Raw genomic sequence first — 17,046 nt, forward strand, 5'->3', positions numbered from 1 at the left:
GGCACACATACCCTTCGGACACCCCCGAGGGATAGATTTTAACCACTTAACTTAGAGTTAACCACACATAGCCTGGTTAAGGTTCTAGGCCGGTCGAGACAATGCGAGCCGCAGCCGTAGCGCTGGAGTCCGCTCACCGCCTCAGCAGCCCCTCGCGCGGCCAAGCGGATCGCGTTTTGACCCGCTACGCCGTGCGTGGCGCCGCCGGCTCGATCGCCCTTCCCCGCCGGGCAGCGTCGCGGCGGAGCGCCGAGAGCACCACGAACATCAGGCAGGCCCCGAGCCCGAGGCAGGCCGCGAGAAAATACATCGGCGCGAGGTCGCTGCCGCTGCGGTCGCGGATGAACGGGACCGCGTTCTGCGCGACGAAGCCGCCGAGATTGCCCACCGAGTTGATCGCCGCGATGCCGGCCGCCGCGCTCGCGCCCTTGAGGAAGGTCGGCGGCAGGGACCAGAACACGGGCTGGGCCGAGAACACGCCCGCCGCCGCCACGCACAGGCAGGCGAATTTCAGCGCCGCACCCGGCAGCACGACGCTCAGCACCAGGGCGGCGGCCGCCACGAGCCCCGGCACCACCACGTGCCAGAGCTGATCGCCGGTGCGCGCTGCGCGCCGGGGCACCCACCAGAGCGCGAGGGCCGTGACGATCCAAGGCACGATGTTGATGAAGCCGTTCGTGGTGTTCGAGGCACCGAAGCCCTTCACCACGGTTGGCAGCCAGTAGCTCAGGCCGTAGGCGGCCAGAGGGAAGGCCACGTAGACCGAGGCCAGCATCCAGACCCGCCGGTCGAGCAGCGCCGCGAAGGGGTTATGGTGCTCGACCTGTCCCCCGCTCGCGCGCTCGTGGGCGAGCTGGCGCGAGAGCCAGGCCTTGCCCTCGGGCGGCAGCCAGGGCGCCCGCTCCGGCCCGTCCGGCAGGATCTTCAGCACCACGAATGTGAGGACCAGGGCCGGCAGGCCGGTCGCCACGAAGACCCACTGCCAGCCTTTGAGGCCCAGGAGCCCGTCGAGGTCGAGCAGTGCGCCGCCGATCGCCGCGCCGACCGCGTTGGCGAAGGCGCTGGCGATCATGAACCAGCCGATCATCCGGGCGCGGTGGGATTGCGGGAACCATAGGGTGAGCGCGAACAGCACGCCCGGGAAGAAGCCCGCCTCCGCCACGCCCAGCAGGAAGCGCAGCACGTAGAACATCGTCGTGTTCTGGGTGAAGCCGAGCAGGACCGTGATCAGCCCCCAGGTGAACATGATGCGGGCGAACCAGCGCCGTGCGCCGACCCGCTCCAGGATCACGTTGGCCGGCACCTCGAACAGGAAGTAGCCGAGGAAGAACAGCGAGGCGCCGAGACCGTAGACGCTCTCGCTGAGCCCCAGATCGCCGACCATCTGGAGCTTGGCGTAGGAGATGTTCTGCCGGTCGATATAGGCGATGAGGTACATCAGCCCGAGAAGCGGCATCAGCCGCAGCGTCACCGTGCGGACCGTGTCGTGCGCGAGGCGTGCATCGACCTGAGGCGGCTCGGGGGTGATGTCGGGCCTCATGGCGTCCTCCCGCGTCCGGCTTCCGGTCCGGACTTCAGGTTTAGCCTAGGGCGGTCAATCCTAGCGCGCCAGCGCCAGCAGGCGCCCGAGATCGACATGGGTCTCGAGGTGTTCGGCGAGCCGGTCGAGCGCCACCTCGACGCCGGCCTCGTAGGCGATGCCGCCGGCCTGCGCCCCGAGCCGGGCGAGCCAGGCGGCGCGCTGCCGGTCGTCGGCGAAGAGCCCGTGCAGGTAGGTGCCGCAGACGAGCCCGTCGGCCGAGACCGCCCCGTCGAGGCGCCCGTCGGCGAGCCGCAGCAGCGGGCGGACGGCGTCGGGCCCGGACGTCGCGCCGATATGCATCTCGTAGCCGGTGAACGGCAGGCCGTCCGCGAGGCTGGTGCCGGTGACCGCCTCCAGCCGCTTCTCGGGCGTCATCACGGTCTCGACGTCGAGGAGGCCGAGGCCCGGCACGGTGCGCGGCGCGCCCTCGATGCCGTGCGGGTCGGAGAGCGTGCGCCCGAGCATCTGATAGCCGCCGCAGAGCCCGAGCACCCGGCCGCCCCGGCGCAGATGCGCCCGGAGGTCGATGTCCCAGCCCTCTTCGCGCAGGGCGTCGAGGTCGTCGATCGTGGTCTTGGAGCCGGGCAGCAGCACGAGTGCCGCGTCGCCCGGGATCGGCTCGCCCGAACGCACCAGCACCACCGCGACGCCGGGCTCGGCCCTGAGCGGGTCGAGATCGTCGAAATTGGCGATGCGCGGCAGCACCGGCACGGCGATCTTCACCCCCGCGGCGCCGGGCGCCGAGCCCGCGAGCCCCAGCACGTCCTCGGCGGGCAGGCGCGCGGCGGCGGGCAGGTGCGGGACGAGCCCCAGAGCGTCCCAGCCCGTCCGCTCTGCGATGAGGCGCATGCCGTCGGCGAACAGCGCCGGGTCGCCGCGGAAGCGGTTGACGAGGAAGCCCCGGATCATCGCGGCGTCGGCCGGATCGATCACCGCCTTCGTGCCGACGAGGCTCGCGATCACCCCGCCCCGGTCGATGTCGCCGACGAGGATCACCGGCGTATCGGTGGCGCGGGCAAAGCCCATATTTGCGATGTCGCCGGCCCGCAGGTTCACCTCGGAGGCCGAGCCCGCCCCCTCGACCAGCACGAGGTCGGCCTCCGAGCGCAGCCGCGCGAAGCTGTCGAGCACCGCCCGCATCAGGCGCGGCTTCCAGGCCTGGTAGTCGCGCGCCCTGACGGTCGCGATCATGCGGCCCTGCACCACCACCTGCGAGCCGACCTCGCTCTGGGGCTTCAGCAGCACTGGGTTCATGTGGACGGTGGGGCTGATCCCGGCCGCCCGCGCCTGGAGCGCCTGGGCGCGGCCGATCTCGCCCCCGTCCACTGTCACGGCGGCGTTGTTCGACATGTTCTGCGGCTTGAACGGCCGCACCCGGAGGCCCCGCCGGGAGAAGGCGCGCGCGAGCCCGGCCACGATCAGCGACTTGCCGACGTCGGAGCCGGTGCCCTGGATCATCAGGGCGCGGGTCATGCGCGCACGACCATCAGAACTCGATCCCCTCCTGCGCCTTCACGCCCGACGCGAAATGGTGCTTCACGCTGCCCATCTCGGTGACGAGGTCGGCGGCCTCGATCAGCATCGGCTTGGCGTTGCGGCCGGTGACCACGACGTGCAGGTCCGGCCGCCGAGCCTGGAGGGTTCCCACCACTGCCGCAAGGTCGAGATAGTCGTAGCGGAGCGCGATATTGAGCTCGTCGAGGACGAGCAGGCGGACCGTCGGATCGGCCATCAGCGCCTCGGCCCGCACCCAGGCGTGGCGGCAGGCTGCGATGTCTCGGGCCTTGTCCTGCGTCTCCCAGGTGAAGCCCTCGCCCAGCGTGTGCCAGGCGACCCGTTCGCCGAAGGCCTGGAACGCGTGGCGCTCGCCCGTGTCCCAGCCGCCCTTGATGAACTGCACGCAGGCCACCCGCCAGCCGCGCCCGAGGGCGCGCAGCATCAGCCCGAGCGCTGCGGTCGTCTTGCCCTTGCCGGGGCCGGTATGGACGATGAGCAGGCCCTTCTCGACGGTCTTCCCCGCCACCTCGGCGTCCTGCACGGCCTTGCGCTTGGCCATCTTCTCGCGGTGGCGCTCGGCCTCTGCGTCGTCGCTCACGGCTGACCTCCGGGTTTCGCGTCGGTTTTCACGGTCATGGGCAGGCCCGCCACCATGAAGACGACGCGGTCGGCCTGGGCGGCGAGGCGCTGGTGCAGGCGGCCGGCCTCGTCGCGGAAACGGCGGGCGAGCGCGTTGTCCGGCACGATGCCGAGGCCGACCTCGTTGCCGACGAGCACCACGGGTCCCGCCGCCGCCGCGCAGGCCGCCAGCAGGGCCGCGCCCGCCGCCGTCACGTCGGCCTCGGCGAGGATCAGGTTGGTGAGCCAGAGCGTCAGGCAATCGACCAGCACCGGCCCCGTCGCCTCCGCCACCGCCTCGGGCAGATCCATCGGCGCGTCGCGGGTGATCCAGCCGTCCGGGCGCCGCGCCCGGTGCAGGGCGATCCGCTCGCGCATCTCGTCGTCCCACGCCTGGGCGGTGGCGAGATAGAGCCAGGGCGCCGGCCGCGCCTCGATCAGCGCCTCCGCATAGGCGCTCTTGCCCGAGCGCGCGCCGCCGAGCACCAGGGTCATCCGGGAGGTGGTTTGAAGCATCCGAACCCTTTGCCCCGCAGCGCCCGGGCCGTCAAAGCCCGGCGCTGCGGGTCCTGGCCGGGATACTGGCCGAAAGTCCGGCCGGGAACGCGTTGTGCCCTCGGTCCCGACAGGCTATGAGCGAGAATGGACGGTGCCCCCTCGCGGGGGTGAAAAGGGAATGCGGTGACGGGGCGACCCGAATTCCGCGGCTGCCCCCGCAACTGTGAGCGGCGAGTTCCTGCCACCAGCCACCGGGATGTCCCGGGAAGGCGGCAGGCGCGAGGATCCGCGAGCCAGGAGACCTGCCGTCCGCCCGTGTTTCCTCGAACGCCGCCGGTGGGGCGGCCGGAGATCGTCACCCGATGACCACGCAGGTTCAGACCCTCGGCGCCACCCGCACGAACGAGCGCCTCGGCGCGGTTCTGCTCGCCGCCCTCTTCGGCCTCGGCCTCGTCTTCATGGCGGGCTTCGCGCCGGCCCAGGCGCTGCACAACGCGGCGCACGACTTCCGGCACACGCAGAACTTCCCCTGCCACTGACCGGCTGAAGCCACCCGCTTCATGATCCTCCGGCTCCTGTCGGCGGCGCTCGCCGCCGGCTTCCTCGCGGCCGTGGTCGCGACCGGTCTCCAGGTCGCCCTCACCTCCCCGCTGATCATCGAGGCCGAGCGCTACGAGAGCGGCACGGCGCACAGCGCCGCGCTGCCGCTCGCGCCCGCGCGGTTCGAGGGCGCGCTTCTGCACCTCGCCCAACTGCACTTGGCCCATGGGGGCGAGTCGCACGACCACGGCGCCCCGGCCTGGCAGCCCGGCGCGGGCCTGCCGCGCATCCTCTTCACGGGCCTCGCCACGCTGGTCGGCGGCGTCGGCTACGCGCTGCTGCTCGGCGCCGTGATGCTGGCGCTCGGGCGTGACCCGACGCCGGAGCGGGCGCTCGCCTTCGCGGTGGCTGGCTTCGTCAGCGTGGGCCTTGCGCCCGCGCTCGGCCTGCCGCCGGAATTGCCGGGCAGCGAGGCCGCGCCGCTCGCCACCCGGCAGGCGTGGTGGCTGATGACCGCGCTCGCGACCGGGATGGGGCTCTATCTCATCGCGATCCGGCGCGTCGCCGTGACGATCCTCGGCGGCCTCGTGCTGATCGTGGCGCCCCATATCGCCGGGGCGCCGGAGGTGGCCGCCGCGAAGTCCGATTTGCCGGCCGGACTCGCCGCGCAGTTCGCGGCCCGCTCGCTCGCGGTCGGCTTCGTGTTCTGGGCGGTGATCGGCCTCTCCTTCGGCTGGGCCTGGCAGGCCTTCGGACGGGAGCGGCCCGCCCGTGCCTGACGACACCGTCCTCTACGTCTGCACCACCTGCCGCGCGGCCGACGACGCGCCGGACGGTCCCCGCGGCGGCGCACGCCTGCTCGACGCCCTGCGCGCCGAGCTGGACCTGCGTCCGGACGCCGCGCTCCGGATCGAGCCGGTCGAGTGCCTGTCGGTCTGCAAGCGGCCCTGTACGGTCGCGGTCGCGAGTTCAGACCGCTGGACCTACGTCTACGGCGATCTCGACGCGGCCTCGTCCGCCCGTACCATCCTCGACGGCCTCGCCCGCTACGGCGCGACCCCGGACGGCATCGTGCCCTGGCGCGAGCGCCCGGAAGCCTTCCGCAAGGGCGTCATCGCCCGCATCCCCCCGTTTCCCGCGCGCGCCGCGGAGTAGAGGTCCGGCCCGATGACCATCGTCCAGAAGGTGCCCTGCACCATCGTCACCGGCTTCCTCGGGGCCGGCAAGACCACGCTGGTGCGCCACGTGGTCGAGAACGCGGGCGGCCGCCGCCTCGCCATCCTCGTCAACGAGTTCGGCGATGTCGGCTTCGACAAGTCGTTCCTGGCCGCCTGCGGCGTCGAGGGCTGCACCGAGGACGCGATCGTCGAGCTGCCGAACGGCTGCATCTGCTGCACGGTCGCCGACGACTTCGTGCCCGCCATGACCGCGCTGCTCGACCGGCCGGAGCCGCCGGAGCACATCCTGATCGAGACGTCCGGCCTCGCCCTGCCCAAGCCCCTGGTCCAGGCCTTCCAGTGGCCGGCGATCCGCTCGCGGGTGACCGTGGACGGCGTGGTCGCGGTGGTGGACGGCCCGGCGGTCGCCTCCGGCGCCTTCGCGGACGACCCTGAGGCCTCGGCCGCCCAGCGCGCCGCCGACACGGCGGTCGACCACGACAACCCGCTGGAGGAGGTGTTCGAGGACCAGCTCCTCTGCGCCGACCTCGTGGTGCTCAACAAGTCCGACCTGATCGACGCCGAGACCCGCGCCCGCGTGCGCGCCGAGGTCGAGGGACACCTGCCGCGCGCGGTGAAGGTGGTGGAGACCGAGCGCGGCGCGATCGACCCGCGCGTGCTCCTGGGGCTCGGGGCCGCGGCCGAGGACGACCTCGACGCCCGCCCCTCGCACCACGGCGAGGGCGAGGACCACGACCACGACGATTTCGAGACCGTGGCGCTCCCCATCCGCCCGACCGCGACGCCGGGCGACCTCGCCGCGCGGGTGGAGCGGGCGGCCGAGACCGCGGGCGTCCTGCGCATCAAGGGTTTCGCCGCGGTCGAGGGCAAGCCGATGCGCCTCGTGGTGCAGGGCGTCGGCCGCCGCGTCGGCCACCATTTCGACCGGCCCTGGCGCGCGGGCGAGCCCCGCGACGGGACGCTCGTGGTGATCGGTCTGAAGGGCTTCGACCGCGAGGCCGTGGCCGCCGCGCTCGCCGGGTAGGCGTTCGGCCGGCTGCGGCGTAGAGTTGCGCCGAGGTTGCACCATGCTCGATCGTCGACCCGAACCGATGAGCGTCGCGGCGTTCTTCGCCTGGCAGGAGCGCCAGCCCGAGCGCTACGAACTCGTGGACGGCGTGGCCGTCGGCATGATGGCCGGCGCGCGCAACGTCCACGACGACATCGTGGTCAACCTCGTGGCCGCGCTCAAGACGCGGCTGCGGGGCAGCGGCTGCCGGCCCTTCACCGGAGATGGCAGCGTCGAGACGCTGCCCGGGCAGATCCGCCGCCCGGATGTCGGCGTCGATTGCGGCGCCCGCGACCCGGACGCCCGGCGGGCGGCCGAGCCCCGGCTGGTCGCGCAGGTGCTGTCCCCCTCGACCCGCGACTTCGACGCCTTCGCCAAGCTTGCCGAGTACAAGGCCGTCGCGGGCCTTGAGCACATCCTGCGGGTCGAGCCGAACGCGGCCGAGATCCGGCTCTGGTCGCACGGCGCGAACCGGGCCCGGGAGGAGACGCGTCTCGTCGACCTCGACGGGAACGTCGCGCTGCCCGCGCTCGGGATCGCGCTGCCGCTCGCCGAGATCTACGACGGCGTGAGCTTCCCGTTGCGCCCGCGTCCGGTGGCGGACGACACGGGTTCGACGGCCTGAGATGCACCTCGTCCGCATCGACACGGTCTCTCTCGACGAGGGCGAGGCGGCTCTGGACCTCGGGCAGACGCCCGGCGAGATCGTGTTCCTCTCCTTCACCGACACGGACCTCGCCGGGATCGCGGAGGCCGCCGCCGCCGAGCCCGGCCTGCCCGCCCTGCGCCTCGCCAAGCTCGCGCGGCTGCGCCACCCGATGTCGGTCGATCTCTACGTCGACGCGGTGGTCGCCCGCGCGCGGATCGTGGTGATCCGCTGCCTCGGCGGGCTCGACTACTGGCGCTACGGCATCGAGCGCTGCGCCGCCGCGGCGCGGGCGCACGGGGTCAAGCTCGTCCTGCTGCCGGGCGACGACCGGCCCGACCTCCGCCTCGACGCCCACGCCACCGCGCCCGAGCTGGCGCCGCACCTCGACGCCTATTTCCGCGCGGGCGGGCGCGACAACCTGCGGCAGATGCTGCGGCGGCTCGCGGCCGAGATCGGCCGGGATTTCGCCTATGCGCCGCCCAGCCCCCTGCCCCGCGGCTTCCCGTGCTGCCCCGGCTGCGGGCCGGTTCCCCTGGAGCGGGCGCTCGCCGCCGGGGCCGCGCCGCTGGCGGACGGGGCCCCGCACGCGCTCGTCCTCGTCTACCGCTCGGCGGCGCTCGGCGGCGACCTCGCGCCCGCCGCCGCGCTGACGGCCGCGCTCGCCGCGCGCGGCGTCGGCACGCTGGTCGTCGCGGTCTCCAGCCTGAAGGACCCGGAGGCGGTCGAGGCGGTGCGGGCGGCGCTTCGCGCGCGAAAGCCCGACCTCATCATCGCCGCCACCGCGTTCGCGGCCCGCGAGGATGCGGGCTTCGTGCTCGACGCGGCCGATTGCCCGGTGCTCCAGGCCTACACGCTCGGCTCCGCCCGCGAGGCCTGGGCGGCCTCGGCGCGGGGCATGAACGCCGCCGACCTCGCCATGCAGGTGGCGCTGCCCGAGTTCGACGGCCGGCTCGGCGGCTTCCCGATCTCCCACAAGGAGGAGGCACCGGAGGTCGAGGGGCATGTCGAGCGGCGCGCCGTGCCCTACGCCCCCGGCATCGCGGCGCTCGCCGACCGGGCCGCCGCGTGGCTGCGCCTCGCGCGGGCGCGGCGTGCGGACCGGCGGATCGCGCTGGTGCTCTCGGACTACCCGGCCCGCGGCGGCCGGGCCGGCTTCGCGGTCGGGCTCGACACGCCGGAGAGCGCGCGGGCGATCGCGGCGGATCTGGCAGAGGCCGGCTACGCGGTGGGCGCGGTGCCGGACGGGCCGGGCCTTATGCGAGCGCTGACGACGGGCGAGCCTGCCTTTACGGTGGGTCTTCCGGAGTACCGGGCCTGGCTCGCCGGGTTGCCGGAGGCAGCCCGGGCCGAGCTGACGGCGCGCTGGGGGGCGCCGGAAGAGGATCCCGCCTGCCGGGACGGGGCGTTCCGGTTCCGGACTGTCACCGCGGCTCTCCCTTCCCCCGCAGAGCGGGGAGGGAGCGGCGCCCTCGCCATCTTCCTCCAGCCCGATCGCGGCCATGCCCTCGACCGCAAGGCCGGATACCACGACCCCGACGAGCCGCCGACGCATGCCTACCTCGCCTTCCATCTCGGCCTGCAACGGAGCTTCGACGCGCTGGTCCATCTCGGCACGCACGGCACCGCCGAGTGGCTGCCCGGCAAGGCGGTCGCCCTCGCGCCCACCTGCTGGCCGGCGCTGGCGGTCGGCGCGCTGCCGGTGGTCTACCCCTTCATCGTGGACGATCCGGGCGAGGCCGCGCCGCTGAAGCGCCGGCTCGGTGGGATCGCGCTCGGCCACCTCACGCCGGAGATCCAGCGCGGGGGGCGGGATCCGCAGACGATGCGGCTGCGCGAGCAGGTGGAGGAGTACGCCTCGGCGAGCGTCCTCGACCCGCGCCGGGCCGACCTGATCGCGCGCGCCATCCTCGACGAGGCGGACGCGCTCGGCCTCCTCACCGGCGCCGGGATCGCGCCCGGCGCACCGATGCCGGAGGCGCTGGCGGCGCTCGACGCGCATCTCTGCGACCTCGGCGAGACCGCCTTCCGCGACGGGCTCCACGTCTTCGGCCGCGCGCCCGCCGACGCGGCACCCGCGCGCCGGGCCAGTGCCGAGGCCGAGCGGGCGGCGCTGCTCGCCGCCCTCGACGGGCGCTTCATCGCCCCCGGTCCCTCGGGCTCGCCGTCCCGCGGGCGCGCCGACGTGCTGCCCACGGGACGCAATCTCACCACCCTCGACCCGCGCGCCATCCCGACCCGCGCCGCCGCGACGCTGGGGGCCCGGGCCGCGGAGGCCGTGGTGACCCGCTATCTCCAGGACGAGGGCGCCTACCCCGAGCGCGTCGTGATGGACCTCTGGGCCTCGCCGACCCTGCGCACCGGCGGCGAGGACGTGGCGCACGCCCTCCACCTGATGGGCGCGCGCCCGCTCTGGGACCACGCCTCGACCCGGGTCGCCGGATTCGAGGTGCTGCCGCCGGCACTCCTCGGGCGTCCCCGCATCGACGTGACGGTGCGGGTCTCGGGCGCTTTTCGCGATACCTTCCCGGACACGCTCGCGCTCCTCGACCGGGCCGCCCGCGCGGTGGCGGCCCGCGAGGAGCCCGACGAGGACAACCCGCTCGCCGCCGCCCGCCGCCGGGGCGAGGATCCGGCCCGGGTCTTCGGCGCAGGCCCAGGCCGCTACGGCGCGGGCGCGGCCGAGACGGCCCTCGACGGCGCCTGGGCGAGCCGGGCCGATCTCGGCCGGGCCTATCTCGCGGCGAGCGGCCACGCCTACGGCGACGCGGCCGCGCCCTCGGAGGCCTTCGCCGCGCGGGTGGCGGCGGCCGACGCCTATCTCCACGCCTTCGACGTGGCCGAGCGCGATCTCCTCGACGGCGACGCCGCCGCCGACGCGATGGGCGGTCTCTCGGCCGCCGCCGCCCTCACGGGCGCCGCGCCCGCCCTCTACAGCCTCGACGTCTCGGATCCCGAGCGGCCGCGGGCGCGCACGGCCCGCGAGGACGTCGCCCGGCTGGTCCGCGGCCGCCTCGCCGACCCGGCCTGGATCGCGGGCCAGCTCCGCCACGGCTACCGCGGGGCGCAGGAGCTGGCGCAGGGGCTCGACGCCGTCTTCGTGCTGGCCGCCGCGACCGAGGCGGTGTCCCACGCCGATCTCGACCGGCTCTACGGCGCCTGGATCGCGGATCCCGCGGTCTTCGAGGCCCTGCGCGCGGCCAATCCCGACGCCCTGCGGGCGATCCTCGACCGCTTCGACGAGGCGCGCGCCCGCGGCCTCTGGGTCACCCGCCGCAACGCCATGCCGGCCGATGCGCTGCTGCCGGAGGCGGCGGAGTGAGCGCCCGTCGTGCCCTCCCCGCGGCCCCGGGCCGGCGCGGCTGGTGCCCCGGCCTCGACCGGCCGATGCCGACCGGCGACGGGCTGCTCGCCCGCATCCACCCGCCGCTCGGCATCCTCTCGCCCGCGCAGCTGCGCGCGGTCGCCGAGGCGGCGTCCCGCTACGGCAACGGCCATGTCGACATCACCGCGCGGGCCAACCTCCAGATCCGCGGCGTGCGGGAGGCGACCCGCGGGCCGCTCGCCGCCGCGCTCACCGAAGCGGGCCTCGGCGACGTGCGCCACGACGGCGGGCCGCAGCGGCTGACGCTGACGAGTCCCCTCTGCGGCCTCGATCCCGACGCGCTGGTCGACGGCCTCGCGCTCGCCGCCCGCATCGAGGTCCTGGGTCGCGCGGTCGCGCCGCTGCCGGCCAAGACTCTGGTTGCCGTGGAGCCCGGCGGGCTCTGCGGATTGCCGGAGGCGGAGGCCGACTTCCACGTGCGGGCGGTGGCGCCGGGCCTCGCGGAGATCGCCCTCGCCACGGGCGCGGCGCCGCTCTCCCTCGGCGTCTGGCCGGAGGCGGCGGTGCCGGAGACCGTCGCCGCCCTGCTCGCGGCCTTCGCCCGCACGGGCGCCCGACGGATGCGGGATCTGTCGGACGACCAGCGCGCGGCTCTCCCGCCCTTCTCTGCGGAGGAGAGTGGCCCTCGCGTCAGCGAGGGTCGGTTGGGACGAAATCACGCAGTGAGGGGATCCCAGCGGCAGGTTGGGGCGCGGCCTTCATGCGGGGCCGAGCCTTTCCCTGCACCGTCGCACCCCTCTCCCCCTCCGCTTCGCGGGGTACCCTCCCCCGCAAAGGGGGGAGGGAGGACTGCCGTCATCGCGGCCGACGCCCCTTTCGGCCGCAGCACCGCCGACGCGCTCCTGCGCCTCGTCGCCGTCGCGGACGAGGCCGGCGCCGCCGACATCCGGCTTACCCCGAGTCGCGGCTTCGTCCTCGCCGTCGATCCAGCGCGCGCGGACGAGGCGCTGGCCCGGCTGGCCGCCGACTTCATCACCGACGCGCACGACCCGCGCCGCGCGGTCGCGGCCTGCCCCGGCGCCCCGGCCTGCGCCTCCGGCTCGACCGACACCCACGCCGACGCCGCCCGCCTGGCCGAGGCGTTCCGGCCCTTCGCGGCGCGGGGGCTCTCCGCCCACGTCTCGGGCTGCCCCAAGGGCTGCGCCGAGCCGCGCCCCCGCGACCTCACCCTGGTGGGCGAGGCGGGCCGCTACGGCGTCGTGGTGGGCGGCGCGCCCGGCGACGCGCCCGCCGAATGGCTGACTATCGAGGCGGCTCTGGACCGCGTAAGAGGGGCGCAAACGGCCAACCTCGAAGACCTGTTCAGGACCAGACCATGAGCGCGCGCCTCGACTACCTGCGCGATGGGAGCGCGATCTACGCCCGATCCTTCGCGATGATCCGCGCCGAGTCGGACCTCGCCCGCTGGTCCGGCACGGCCGAGCGGGTGGTCGTGCGGATGATCCACGCATGCGGCATGACCGACCTGCCCCGCGACGTGGAGATGTCGGAGGGTTTCGCGGCCGCCGGCGAGGCGGCGCTGAAGGCCGGTGCGCCGATCCTCTGCGACGTGCGCATGGTGGCCGACGGCGTGACCCGCGCGCGCCTGCCCGCGGACAATCGGGTGATCTGCACGCTCGGCGACCCGCGCGTGCCGGGCTTGGCCGCCGAGATGGGCAACACCCGCTCGGCCGCCGCCATGGAGCTGTGGCGCGAGCACCTGCCGGGCAGCGTGGTGGCCGTCGGCAACGCGCCGACCGCCCTGTTCCGCCTGCTCGAACTACTGGACGAGGGCGTCGGCGCGCCGGCCGCGGTGATCGGCATCCCGGTCGGCTTCGTCGGCGCGGCGGAGTCCAAGGAGGCGCTCGCCCGCGACGGCCGCGTGCCCTTCTGCGTGGTCCACGGCCGCCGCGGCGGCAGCGCCATGACGGCGGCGGCCGTGAACGCGCTCGCCTGCGAGGTCGAGTGATGGAGTCCGGCGGCATCGATCCCGTGATCCTGGACCGCGCGGAGGCGCCGGCCGGGATCACCACCGGTACGCTCTTCGGCGTCGGCATGGGTCCGGGCGACCCCGAATACCTGACCCTGCGCGCCCTGCGGGTGCTGGAGCGGGCGCCGGTGCTCGTCCATTTCTGCAAGCGCGGCCGGCGCGGCAACGCCCGCACCATCGCGGACGCGGTGGTGCGCGACCCCGCCCGCGAGATGGCGCTCGCCTACCCCTACACCACCGAGCTGCACCCGGAGCACCCGGACTACGTGGCGGCGCTCGCCGGCTTCTACGACGATGCGGCCGGACGGCTCGCCGACCATCTCGGCGCGGGGCGCGACGTGGCGATCCTGTCGGAGGGCGATCCCTTCTTCTACGGCTCGTTCATGCATCTCTGGCGTCGCCTGAAGGACCGCTTCCCGGTCGAGGTGGTGCCGGGCGTCACCGGCATGTCGGGCTGCTGGACGCGGGCCGGCACGCCGATCACTTGGGGCGACGACGTGCTCACCGTGCTGCCCGCCACGCTGTCGGCCGAGGCGCTGGCCGAGCGTCTGCGCGGCACGGACGCCGCCGTGGTGATGAAGCTCGGCCGCCACCTGCCAAAGGTGCGCGCCGCGCTCGCCGCCGCGGGGCTGCTCGCCCGCGCCGTCTATGTCGAGCGCGGCACCATGGCGGGCGAGCGCGTGGTGCCGCTCGCCGAGAAGGCCGACGACGAGGCGCCCTACTTCTCGATGGTCCTGGTGCCCGGCGAGGGCCGGCGCCCGTGAGCGGCAGCCTCGCCGTCGTCGGCCTCGGTCCGGGCGACCCGTCGCTCCTGACCGAATCCGCCCGCCGCGCCCTCGACGGGGCCGAGGACCTGATCGGCTACATTCCCTATGTGGCCCGCGTGCCCGAGCGGCCGGGGCTGGTGCGGCACGCCAGCGACAACCGGGTCGAGGTGGACCGGGCCCGCCACGCCCTCGAACTCGCCGCCTCGGGGCGGCGCGTCGCCGTGGTCTCGGGCGGCGATCCGGGCGTCTTCGCGATGGCGGCGGCCGTGTTCGAGGCGGTGGAGCAGGGCGAGCCCGCGTGGCGCGATCTGCCGATCACGGTCGAGCCCGGCATCACCGCGATGCTGGCGGCGGCGGCCCGCCTCGGGGCTCCCCTCGGGGGCGATTTCTGCGCGCTCTCGCTCTCCGACAACCTGAAGCCCTGGGACGTCATCACCGCGCGTCTCGAGGCCGTGCTGCGCGCCGACCTCGTGGTGGCCCTCTACAACCCGATCTCGCGGGCGCGGCCCTGGCAGCTCGGCGCGGCGCTCGGGATCGCTGCGGAGATCCGCGCCGCGGACACGCCCGTGGTCTTCGCCCGCGCGGTGACCCGGCCGGACGAGGCGCTGCGGGTAATGTCCTTGGCCGAGGCCCACGAGGCGCCCGCCGACATGGCGACGATGGTCATCATCGGCGCCTCGGCGACGCGGCTGATCCCGCGGACGGAGGGGCTGCCCTTCGTCTACACGCCGCGCAGCGTCGCGGCGCGATGACGATCGCGCGCGATCTCCCTCCCCCCTCTGCGGGGGAGGGTTGGCCGGCCGTCAAGCCGGGTCGGGAGAGGGGAGCCCGGCTTCCGGAAGAGGCTGCTCCCTTCATGCAGGTTTCGCCCCTGCCGGAAGCTGGGGTCCCCTCTCCCTCCCTGCTTCGCAGGGTACCCTCCCCCGCAGAGGGGGGAGGGAGAGCGCGCTTACTCCGCCAGCCAGCGCAGAGCACCTTCCACATCCTCCACGCAGGCCACCGCCGGCTTCTCGGGGCGGCGCACCATCACGACCGGCAGCCCGAGCGCGCGGGCCGCCTCGATCTTGCCGTAGGTGGCCGGGCCTCCGGCATTCTTGCTGACCAGAACCTCCACGCCCTGCCCCCGCATGAAATCCGCCTCCGCGACCGCATCGAAGGGCCCGCGCGTTTGGATCTCGGTGAGGCGCGGCACGGGCAAGGCCCCGTCGAGCGGCTCGATCGTTCGGACCAAGTAGGCGTGCTGCGGCGCGCGGGCGAAGGCCGCGGCCTCGTTGCGGCCCACCGTCACGAACACCGTGCGGGGCGTCGTGCCGATCGCGTCGGCGGCCTCCGCCACGCTCGCGACCTCGCGCCAGTCGTCGCCGGGCTCGCGGATCCAGGCCGGTCGCCGCACCGCGAGCAGCGTCACGCCGGTCGATCCGGCGGCCCACGCGGCGTTGCGGCTGATCCGGGCGGCGAAGGGGTGCGTGGCGTCGATCAGCCGCTCCACCCGCTCGTCGCGCAGGTAGGCCGCCAAGCCCTCCGCGCCGCCGAAGCCGCCGATTCGCGTCGGCAGCGGCAGGGGCTTCGGGTCGGCGGTGCGGCCGGCCAGCGAGAGCGTGCAGGCGAGATCCCTGCGGTCGGCGAGCGACCGGGCGAGCGCGCTCGCCTCGGTCGTCCCGCCCAGGATGAGGATGCGCATGGCCGCCTTCTCGCCCGCGCCTGAGGCGCCGTCGAGCCCCTGGCTCGCCATCGTCGGCATCGGCGAGGACGGACGCGCCGGCCTGAGCCCCGCCGCGGCGGCCGCCCTCGACGCGGCCGAGCTGGTGTGGGGCGGGCGCCGCCACCTCGCGCTGGCCGCGCCGCTCACGGCCGAGACCCGCATCTGGCCGAGCCCGATCGACGCCGCTTATCCGGAGATCCTGGCCCGGCGGGGACGCCCGACCTGCATCCTGGCGACGGGGGATCCGTTCCACTACGGCATCGGCGCAGAGATCGCCCGGCTGGTGCCGCCGGAGGAGTTCCGCGCCTACCCGCTGCCCTCGGCCTTCAGCCTCGCCTGCGCGCGGCTCGGCTGGTCCCTGCCGGACTGCGCCTGCCTGACGCTGCACGGACGGGCGCTGCCGCTGATCCTGCCCCACCTCCAGCCCGGCGCCCGCCTGCTCGTGCTGTCCTGGGACGGCACCACCCCGGCCCGCGTCGCCGCGCTGCTGGCGGAGCGCGGCTTCGGGCGCTCGCGGCTCACCGTGCTGGAGGCGATGGGCGGCCGGCGCGAGCGGGTGCGTGCCGCGCCGGCCGCGGGGTTCGACCTCGCGGAGATCGATCCGCTCAACACGCTGGCGGTTTCGGTCGAGGCGGATCCCGGCGCGCGGGTACTCACGCTCGGCCCCGGCCTGCCCGACGCCCTGTTCGAGAATGACGGCCAGCTCACCAAGGCCGAGATCCGCGCCGTCACCCTCGCGGCCCTCGCGCCCCGGCGGGGCGCGTTGCTCTGGGACGTCGGCGGCGGCGCCGGCTCGGTCGCGATCGAGTGGATGCTGCGCCATCCCGCCATGCGGGCGGTCGCGGTCGAGGCGCGGGCGGAGCGCGCCGCCCGCATCCGGCGCAACGCCGAGAGCCTCGGCGTGCCCGGCCTCGCCGTGGTCGAGGGCACGGCCCCGGAGGCGCTTGCCGGCCTCGCCCTGCCGGACGCGGTCTTCGTCGGTGGCGGCGTCTCAGATCCGGGTGTGATCGCCGCCGCCTGCGCGGCTCTGCGGCCGGGCGGGCGCTGCGTCGCCAACGCGGTGACGCTGGAGGGCGAGGCGGCCCTGCTCGCGGCCTTTCGCGAGCGCGGCGGGGCGCTGCGCCGCCTCGCGGTCTCCCGGGCGGATCCGGTCGGCGGAATGCACGGCTGGCGCTCGGCCATGCCGGTGACCCAGTGGATCTGGACATGCCAGTGAGTTCGCCCGTGATCGCGGGCGTCGGGTTCCGGGCGGGCGCGGGTGCGGAGGAGATCGCCGGGCTGATTCGCCGGGCGCTGGCCGCGGCCGGGTTCGATCCGGGCGCGCTCGCCGCGATCGCCACGGCCGCCGACCGCGCCGGGATGCCGGCGCTGCGCGAGGCCGCCGCCGGTTTCGGTCTCGCGCCGCGCGGGATCGATGCCGACGCGCTGGCGGCGGCGGACGCGCGCGTCGTCACCCGCTCGGCCCGCGTCGCGGCGCTGCGCGGCGTCGGCTCGCTCGCCGAGGCCGCGGCCCTGGCGGCGGCGGGACCGGAGGCGGTGCTCGCCCTTCCCCGCATCGCCGGTCCCGGCGCGACCTGTGCGCTGGCCGTGGCGGGATCCGCCCGGCGGCTGTAGGA

Annotated in this window: 17 protein-coding genes and 1 riboswitch; of the genes, 12 read left to right on the forward strand and 5 right to left on the reverse strand. The window is 74.9% G+C overall.

From position 1 onward, the window contains the following. Positions 1-184 precede the first annotated feature (184 nt). Genes DK427_RS20840 through cobU form a run of 4 tightly spaced genes read right to left on the reverse strand, consistent with a single transcriptional unit; the run spans position 185 to position 4,213 of the window. Entirely contained in the window at positions 185-1,540 is a 1,356-nt protein-coding gene (locus DK427_RS20840; RefSeq protein WP_109953040.1) for an MFS transporter, read from the reverse strand. Between the two features lie 60 nt (positions 1,541-1,600). After that, complete coding sequence (locus DK427_RS20845) at positions 1,601-3,055, reverse strand: cobyric acid synthase (RefSeq protein WP_204165207.1); 1,455 nt, start codon at positions 3,053-3,055, stop codon at positions 1,601-1,603. A 13-nt stretch (positions 3,056-3,068) separates the two neighbouring features. Continuing rightward, positions 3,069-3,677 carry a cob(I)yrinic acid a,c-diamide adenosyltransferase gene (cobO, locus tag DK427_RS20850; protein WP_109953041.1) on the reverse strand — a complete coding sequence of 203 codons (609 nt, stop codon included), beginning with the start codon at positions 3,675-3,677 and terminating at the stop codon, positions 3,069-3,071. Beyond that, entirely contained in the window at positions 3,674-4,213 is a 540-nt protein-coding gene (gene cobU, locus DK427_RS20855; RefSeq protein WP_204165208.1) for a bifunctional adenosylcobinamide kinase/adenosylcobinamide-phosphate guanylyltransferase, read from the reverse strand. The genes cobO and cobU overlap by 4 nt, the downstream gene beginning before the upstream one ends. Before the next feature lie 114 nt (positions 4,214-4,327). After that, positions 4,328-4,519: riboswitch (cobalamin riboswitch) on the forward strand. A 38-nt stretch (positions 4,520-4,557) separates the two neighbouring features. On the opposite strand from cobU, the gene DK427_RS20860 reads away from it, so the two are divergent. From DK427_RS20860 to cobJ, 10 genes are read left to right on the forward strand one after another with little or no spacing between them, the layout of a single operon-like run. Then, a complete protein-coding gene (locus DK427_RS20860; protein ID WP_109953043.1) occupies positions 4,558-4,734 on the forward strand; it encodes a CbtB domain-containing protein in 177 nt (58 codons plus the stop codon). A 21-nt stretch (positions 4,735-4,755) separates the two neighbouring features. Further along, positions 4,756-5,514, forward strand: a complete 759-nt coding sequence (locus tag DK427_RS20865) for a CbtA family protein (RefSeq protein ID WP_109953044.1) — start codon at positions 4,756-4,758, stop codon at positions 5,512-5,514. Beyond that, the gene (locus DK427_RS20870) at positions 5,507-5,890 is read left to right on the forward strand and encodes a DUF1636 family protein (protein ID WP_109953045.1); all 384 of its coding nucleotides are present in this window, start codon (positions 5,507-5,509) and stop codon (positions 5,888-5,890) included. The genes DK427_RS20865 and DK427_RS20870 overlap by 8 nt, the downstream gene beginning before the upstream one ends. A gap of 12 nt (positions 5,891-5,902) precedes the next feature. Beyond that, complete coding sequence (cobW, locus tag DK427_RS20875) at positions 5,903-6,937, forward strand: cobalamin biosynthesis protein CobW (RefSeq protein ID WP_109953046.1); 1,035 nt, start codon at positions 5,903-5,905, stop codon at positions 6,935-6,937. Between the two features lie 43 nt (positions 6,938-6,980). Further along, on the forward strand, positions 6,981-7,586 hold the full coding sequence (locus tag DK427_RS20880; protein ID WP_109953047.1) for a Uma2 family endonuclease: 606 nt from the start codon (positions 6,981-6,983) through the stop codon (positions 7,584-7,586). 1 nt (position 7,587) lies between these two features. Next, the gene (gene cobN / locus DK427_RS20885) at positions 7,588-10,929 is read left to right on the forward strand and encodes a cobaltochelatase subunit CobN (protein WP_109953048.1); all 3,342 of its coding nucleotides are present in this window, start codon (positions 7,588-7,590) and stop codon (positions 10,927-10,929) included. After that, positions 10,926-12,311: a precorrin-3B synthase gene (gene cobG / locus DK427_RS20890; protein ID WP_109953049.1), complete on the forward strand. Its 1,386-nt coding sequence runs from the start codon at positions 10,926-10,928 to the stop codon at positions 12,309-12,311. The genes cobN and cobG overlap by 4 nt, the downstream gene beginning before the upstream one ends. Further along, entirely contained in the window at positions 12,308-12,940 is a 633-nt protein-coding gene (locus DK427_RS20895) for a precorrin-8X methylmutase (RefSeq protein ID WP_109953050.1), read from the forward strand. The genes cobG and DK427_RS20895 overlap by 4 nt, the downstream gene beginning before the upstream one ends. Next, positions 12,940-13,725: a precorrin-2 C(20)-methyltransferase gene (locus DK427_RS20900; RefSeq protein ID WP_281276960.1), complete on the forward strand. Its 786-nt coding sequence runs from the start codon at positions 12,940-12,942 to the stop codon at positions 13,723-13,725. Before DK427_RS20895 ends, DK427_RS20900 begins: the two co-directional genes overlap by 1 nt. Further along, positions 13,722-14,480 carry a precorrin-3B C(17)-methyltransferase gene (cobJ, locus tag DK427_RS20905; protein ID WP_109953051.1) on the forward strand — a complete coding sequence of 253 codons (759 nt, stop codon included), beginning with the start codon at positions 13,722-13,724 and terminating at the stop codon, positions 14,478-14,480. The genes DK427_RS20900 and cobJ overlap by 4 nt, the downstream gene beginning before the upstream one ends. A gap of 197 nt (positions 14,481-14,677) precedes the next feature. Here the strand turns inward: cobJ and DK427_RS20915 are convergent, their stop codons facing one another. Beyond that, the gene (locus DK427_RS20915; RefSeq protein WP_109953053.1) at positions 14,678-15,409 is read right to left on the reverse strand and encodes a cobalt-precorrin-6A reductase; all 732 of its coding nucleotides are present in this window, start codon (positions 15,407-15,409) and stop codon (positions 14,678-14,680) included. Here DK427_RS20915 and cbiE point away from each other — a divergent pair. Further along, positions 15,408-16,646 (forward strand): precorrin-6y C5,15-methyltransferase (decarboxylating) subunit CbiE, encoded by a 1,239-nt coding sequence (gene cbiE / locus DK427_RS20920; RefSeq protein ID WP_109953054.1) that lies wholly within the window; start codon positions 15,408-15,410, stop codon positions 16,644-16,646. The two genes, DK427_RS20915 and cbiE, sit on opposite strands and share 2 nt — an antisense overlap. Beyond that, on the forward strand, positions 16,637-17,044 hold the full coding sequence (locus DK427_RS20925; RefSeq protein ID WP_245930663.1) for a cobalamin biosynthesis protein: 408 nt from the start codon (positions 16,637-16,639) through the stop codon (positions 17,042-17,044). Before cbiE ends, DK427_RS20925 begins: the two co-directional genes overlap by 10 nt. Positions 17,045-17,046 lie beyond the last annotated feature (2 nt).

It is taken from the genome of Methylobacterium radiodurans, from assembly GCF_003173735.1.
GTDB classification, from domain to species: domain Bacteria; phylum Pseudomonadota; class Alphaproteobacteria; order Rhizobiales; family Beijerinckiaceae; genus Methylobacterium; species Methylobacterium radiodurans.

What these genes read in the sequence shown, in the direction of transcription:
- cbiE (WP_109953054.1), top strand. Translation starts at nt 15,408, where the DNA reads ATGGCCGCCTTCTCGCCCGCGCCTGAGGCGCCGTCGAGCCCCTGGCTC.
- DK427_RS20880 (WP_109953047.1), top strand. Translation starts at nt 6,981, where the DNA reads ATGCTCGATCGTCGACCCGAACCGATGAGCGTCGCGGCGTTCTTCGCC.
- cobN (WP_109953048.1), top strand. Translation starts at nt 7,588, where the DNA reads ATGCACCTCGTCCGCATCGACACGGTCTCTCTCGACGAGGGCGAGGCG.
- DK427_RS20840 (WP_109953040.1), bottom strand. Translation starts at nt 1,540, where the DNA reads ATGAGGCCCGACATCACCCCCGAGCCGCCTCAGGTCGATGCACGCCTC.
- DK427_RS20925 (WP_245930663.1), top strand. Translation starts at nt 16,637, where the DNA reads ATGCCAGTGAGTTCGCCCGTGATCGCGGGCGTCGGGTTCCGGGCGGGC.
- DK427_RS20895 (WP_109953050.1), top strand. Translation starts at nt 12,308, where the DNA reads ATGAGCGCGCGCCTCGACTACCTGCGCGATGGGAGCGCGATCTACGCC.
- DK427_RS20845 (WP_204165207.1), bottom strand. Translation starts at nt 3,055, where the DNA reads ATGACCCGCGCCCTGATGATCCAGGGCACCGGCTCCGACGTCGGCAAG.
- DK427_RS20860 (WP_109953043.1), top strand. Translation starts at nt 4,558, where the DNA reads ATGACCACGCAGGTTCAGACCCTCGGCGCCACCCGCACGAACGAGCGC.
- cobW (WP_109953046.1), top strand. Translation starts at nt 5,903, where the DNA reads ATGACCATCGTCCAGAAGGTGCCCTGCACCATCGTCACCGGCTTCCTC.
- DK427_RS20865 (WP_109953044.1), top strand. Translation starts at nt 4,756, where the DNA reads ATGATCCTCCGGCTCCTGTCGGCGGCGCTCGCCGCCGGCTTCCTCGCG.
- DK427_RS20900 (WP_281276960.1), top strand. Translation starts at nt 12,940, where the DNA reads ATGGAGTCCGGCGGCATCGATCCCGTGATCCTGGACCGCGCGGAGGCG.
- cobU (WP_204165208.1), bottom strand. Translation starts at nt 4,213, where the DNA reads ATGCTTCAAACCACCTCCCGGATGACCCTGGTGCTCGGCGGCGCGCGC.
- DK427_RS20915 (WP_109953053.1), bottom strand. Translation starts at nt 15,409, where the DNA reads ATGCGCATCCTCATCCTGGGCGGGACGACCGAGGCGAGCGCGCTCGCC.